5 protein-coding genes and 1 pseudogene are annotated in these 4,667 nt (G+C 43.3%); 2 read left to right on the top strand and 4 right to left on the bottom strand.

Features of this window, described 5'->3' with window-relative positions:
• Positions 1–143: pseudogene (locus L5L77_RS22325) on the bottom strand (IS982 family transposase); the annotation flags it as partial.
• Positions 144–311: 168 nt separating this feature from the next.
• On the opposite strand from L5L77_RS22325, the gene L5L77_RS22320 reads away from it, so the two are divergent.
• On the top strand, positions 312–455 hold the full coding sequence (locus L5L77_RS22320; protein ID WP_254053164.1) for a hypothetical protein: 144 nt from the start codon (positions 312–314) through the stop codon (positions 453–455).
• 196 nt (positions 456–651) lie between these two features.
• On the opposite strand, the gene L5L77_RS22315 is transcribed toward L5L77_RS22320, so the two are convergent.
• Positions 652–1,326, bottom strand: a complete 675-nt coding sequence (locus tag L5L77_RS22315; RefSeq protein WP_131525538.1) for a class I SAM-dependent methyltransferase — start codon at positions 1,324–1,326, stop codon at positions 652–654.
• A 105-nt stretch (positions 1,327–1,431) separates the two neighbouring features.
• On the bottom strand, positions 1,432–1,803 hold the full coding sequence (locus L5L77_RS22310; protein ID WP_263186908.1) for a hypothetical protein: 372 nt from the start codon (positions 1,801–1,803) through the stop codon (positions 1,432–1,434).
• Between the two features lie 293 nt (positions 1,804–2,096).
• Here L5L77_RS22310 and L5L77_RS22305 point away from each other — a divergent pair, with 293 nt between their 5' ends.
• Complete coding sequence (locus tag L5L77_RS22305) at positions 2,097–4,217, top strand: putative bifunctional diguanylate cyclase/phosphodiesterase (protein ID WP_263223431.1); 2,121 nt, start codon at positions 2,097–2,099, stop codon at positions 4,215–4,217.
• Positions 4,218–4,456: 239 nt separating this feature from the next.
• On the opposite strand, the gene L5L77_RS22300 is transcribed toward L5L77_RS22305, so the two are convergent.
• Positions 4,457–4,667: transposase (locus L5L77_RS22300; protein ID WP_263163063.1), on the bottom strand; the 211-nt coding region annotated here is incomplete at its 5' end.

The raw sequence follows: 4,667 nt of genomic DNA, 5'->3' as shown, positions 1-4,667 counted from the left end.
AAAAGTATGATGATGGTCATCACTTCGCTCATCGTCATACGGCCAGGGCGTTGACGCTTGCGTGTACCATCGGTTAACAGCGTTTTTTCCCATTCTGGAATGAAAACAGCGCAAAAATCATCGACATCGCAAAACACTTCCACTAATTTATGCATAGGCCCTCCGGTGTGATGGGGTTTCTCTTGGTCGAAAGATCCGATCACTTGGAGGGCTATTAGTTCAACATTTCTTATCCCGAGTTCAGGTTAACTAGATATACAGCCTAATTTTCAGCATCAGTGACCCTTACTCGCTCGCCCCGCAAAATATCGGTGAATGAATTAGTCGAGCGTCTTGCAAACCACACGCAGAATACGAGTAAACGTTCGGTGCAACATCCACTACTCGATGATATAGACCAAGCACTAGCGGCAATTGTGAGTGTCGTCGCGAGGAACACCATAGAACTCAGTTAATACAACCAGATAGGCGTGCTAAACAAACAACGCCCCCCACGATGCCCTAGTGATTATCGGGCTAACAGCTAACCCTAATCTTGAGTCAGAGCTTGAGGTATTAGTAATAGCCACTGGCATTGCAACAAAAACCATAGAAAATCAGGTATCTATAGCGTCACAAATTGATGATAAGTACATTTAAGCGACAACGGCATTAACTCGACTGATGAATTCCTTTATGCATCTCTTTATGCCTCTCTTTATGCAAGAAGACTACGTCCTTATCAATAATTTCGAGTCGCCAGCCATAGTGATGTGCGATCCACTCAAAGGTTGCTTCGGCGTAAAAATTGATGTGGGTGGGATCGTTTTTATAGTGCCAGCGGGCAAATGCGATTTTATCCTGCACACGCTTGGTCATGACCGCCAAAATGCCATTAGGTTTTAATAACCTATCAAGCTGGGCAAGTAACCCTGCGGCACCACTCACGTGTTCAATGACTTCGGTTAAGGTAATAAAGTCGTATTGGCGGGCTAACGTTTCGGGATTATTAGCGTAATAAAGGTCGTAATTATCTATCTGATAACCGCGCGCCTTTGCCATTAGACTCAATGCCTTACCTTCTCCGCAGCCAAAATCGAGCCCTTGGGCCAAAGTGCTAACACGGCTAAGTAGTGGCTCGAGTGTGCGATTTAAAAATGTTTGATAGCCGAGATCATCGGCATGATTCTCGTGCTTATCGTACTCGGCTTTTTCTGCCTCGGCCGAAAGATAAAACTCAGAAGGCACGCTCACCAGTTGGCAGGTTTGGCATTGCTGGTAGCTACGCTTCCTATCTTGATGATAAGCGAGTAATTCAACGCCATGACATAAGGGGCAGATATTCAACAACAATTCCTAGGGATAGTAAGGTGCATAGTAATGAGAATAGTCGTAATGTTCACAAATAATGCTAGCACTGACTAGCTGAAATCGACTGTGTTGATGGCCTGATTAAGGTTTAGGGATTTTACGCTCTTTTGCGGCGGCTTCTTTTGCTTCCCGTAAATATTTTTGCTCGCGACTTTCTCTTTCGTCGAACTGTTTTTGTGCCTTAAGTTTTTGCTGTGCTTCCCAATCGTTGGTTTGGGATTGTTGCTTAATTTTATCTTCCCGCTCTGTCGTCTCTTTAGTGGCTTGACGGGCCTTTTCTAATTGAGCCTGTTCTAATCGCTGTGAGTCGATGCGTGCCTTATCGGCTTTTTGCTCTAGGGTCAATCTAGGCTTTGGCGCCTCGGCGGCATTTGCTAACGCGAGATGAAAACTAAAGATGAGGACTAGCGATATTAATATTTTAGAGATTAGCACTTTAAATAAATACGCCATTCCATGTCTCCTTGTATTCGATAATTGAATGACTCAATGATAAAAGCCAATTCACGCAAGATGTGCAAAACATAGCATAAAATCTGCCTAAGCTTAAAATATGCAGCAGGTGTTCTTAAAAAATATGCTTGAATACAAGTCTTAAACTACACTTTTTAAGTTTCTATTTGAGTGAAACAACAATTAGGTTTATTTTTAACCCCATTGGAATGATGTACTATTGGGCAACTTCGTGTTCAACGAAGACCTAAAAATGGGATGTGACTATTTTGCGTCACAAGGGAGTATCCTGAATGATCAGATGGCAACACTTACTTAAGAAACTCAGTACAGATGATCCTGTACTGCAAGAAAAGCTGTCTCTCTGGCAAGCACATCCCCATAAAACCCCCTTAGCCTTAATTCAAGGCTTTAGCTTTATTAGTGCCAACCAAGCCACCCTCAGTTATTTTGAGACTGAATACGATGCTTTTGTAAATGCGACTCCCTATGATTTTTCTCCGAGGATCCAATCTTCAGGCCGCAATAGTGTTGAATTTGCGCGGGAAATGATCCTTGAAGCCATTGCTGGCAATAATGTTGAATTCAACTGGCTGCACATGAGCCAACAAGGCAATGAACTGCCGACTCGAATTAATCTCTATCGCTGTTATCTGCAACAACAGCCCGTGGTACTCGTTGAATTACAAGCTCTTAATCGCCGCAATCAAATGCGCGAAACGATTTCTGATGGTTTTGCTCATATTCCCAAAGAAATTTTGTCGACCACGCTCGAAGAAAGTGCCGAAGCTGTGTATATCACTGACACTGATAATCAAATTTTGGCTGTCAATAAAGCCATGTGCCGTATTTGCGGCTATAGCGCTGAGCAGCTCATCAGTAAAACCCCTGAATTTTTAGAGGTAAGAACCCATAATATGGGGGAAGAAACCGAATGCCAAATCGCCTTGAAACAAAGGGGATTTTGGCAGGGCGAAACGTGGAAAAGACGTTCAGATGGCAGTAACTTTCCTGCTTGGCAGAGTAGCCGTAAAATCATTACCGAAGATGGTGCTCATTATAATGTGAATATTTTCAGTGATATTAGTACTAAAAAACTATTAGAAACCCAGCTAACAACTCGGGCTATGTACGATACCTTGACTGGATTACCTAACCGGTTCCATCTCAAACAGATCCTCAATAGTGCCCTCGAAAAACTTAAAACTGATCCCCTCGCACTGGGGGCGTTGATGTTTTTAGATCTCAATGGTTTCAAGAATATCAATGACAGCTTCGGTCACTCCATGGGCGATAGAGTATTACAACTCGTCGCAGCCAGACTCGAAGCAGGTTGTATCGAAAAGGCCGATATAGCCCGTATGGGAGGAGATGAATTTACCTTAGTGCTGCAAGACTGTAGCTGTAAAGATGAAATTCAGCTGTTTGCAGAGCAAATTCTTAGCCTATTTGAGAGCCCCTTTGAAATTGAAGGCCAAAAGTTCTTCCTCGGCACCAGCATAGGCATTGCGCTATTTCCTACCCACAGTAACCAAGCGGGACAGCTGATTAGTCTTGCCGATACTGCCATGTATTGCGCTAAAAAGAGCTTACCGCATCTCGTGTTTTACGATAAAGAGATGAGCCTAGCAGCCGAGTTAAAATTACAGTTAATCAATAACCTAAGACATGCACATAGCCTAAAACAATTCACTCTCGCTTATCAAGCTATAGTCGATTTACACACAAATCAAACTATTGCTGCCGAAGCCCTGCTCCGCTGGCAGAAGTCACCGACAGAATATTATGAAGCTGCCGACTTTGTACCATTGCTTGAGGAAACAGGATTAATTGTCAGCATTGGCCAATGGGTATTAGAACAGGCCTGTGTACAAGCGGCCCTCTGGCGAGCACATTATCAACCCGACTTTAGAATTTCAGTCAATGTGTCACCACTGCAATTAGAACACTTAGATTTTATCGACCAAGTGATAAATGCCTTAGAAATGGCGAAGTTACCCGCCGAAGCACTGATTTTAGAAATTACCGAATCGGCATTGTTACGACAACCGGAGCAAGCACGACTCACACTCAATCGTATCAAAGCGTTAGGTGTCAGTATTGCCATCGATGATTTTGGGACTGGGTTATCGTCACTCAGTCGCTTAGGGACTTTGCCAATAGACAGCGTCAAAATTGATGCCGAGTTTGCCTTGCGCTTAAACGAAGTCTCAGGACAAAAACTCTGCAATGCTATAGTGCAACTCGCACAGGCACTCGACATTCACTTCGTCGCAGAAGGCATTGAAACTCAACAACAAAAAGACATAATGACTGACATGGGTCAAGGTTTCGCCCAAGGATTTCTATTTGGCTACCCGAGTTCAGTCGAAAACTTCACCCAAGCCTTTCTTGCGGAAAAACGCTTAGCCTAGAACAGATTTAGGACTGCCGATGTTCGCATCGGCTCGATAATCCGACTTGCGTACCGAATTAACGCTCTCAACGTTTACAACGGAAAACGAAAGATTCCGCTAAGGTTTTATCGAAATATTTTGATGGGTCGCAAACTAAGGGAAAAGATTTTCTTGCAGAAAATATATTATTTAAGCTCGATAGCCCTGCCAGCACACCATTTACTAGGGTCTGTTGATCTTTGCTGTACAAATGTTGTTCAGCAATACATCGGCAGCCACATTAACATAAACGCCAGTGACACCATACTGGCGTAATTTCTTGCTAGCTTGTCATATCTTGTTGATATTGCTCGATAGTGCTTAATTCTTCCAAAAGCATTCTCCACTAAATGTCGATACCGATATAAGCACCAATCGACTCTTTCTTGAGGTGTATTCTTATAGCGGCGCCTTGGAATGACAGATTTC

Origin of the sequence: Shewanella sp. SM29 (genome assembly GCF_025654245.1) — a bacterium.
Taxonomy (GTDB): Bacteria; Pseudomonadota; Gammaproteobacteria; order Enterobacterales; family Shewanellaceae; genus Shewanella; species Shewanella oncorhynchi.
The sequence above is the reverse complement of the archived record's forward strand: the minus strand, read 5'-3'. Positions and strand labels throughout refer to the sequence as shown.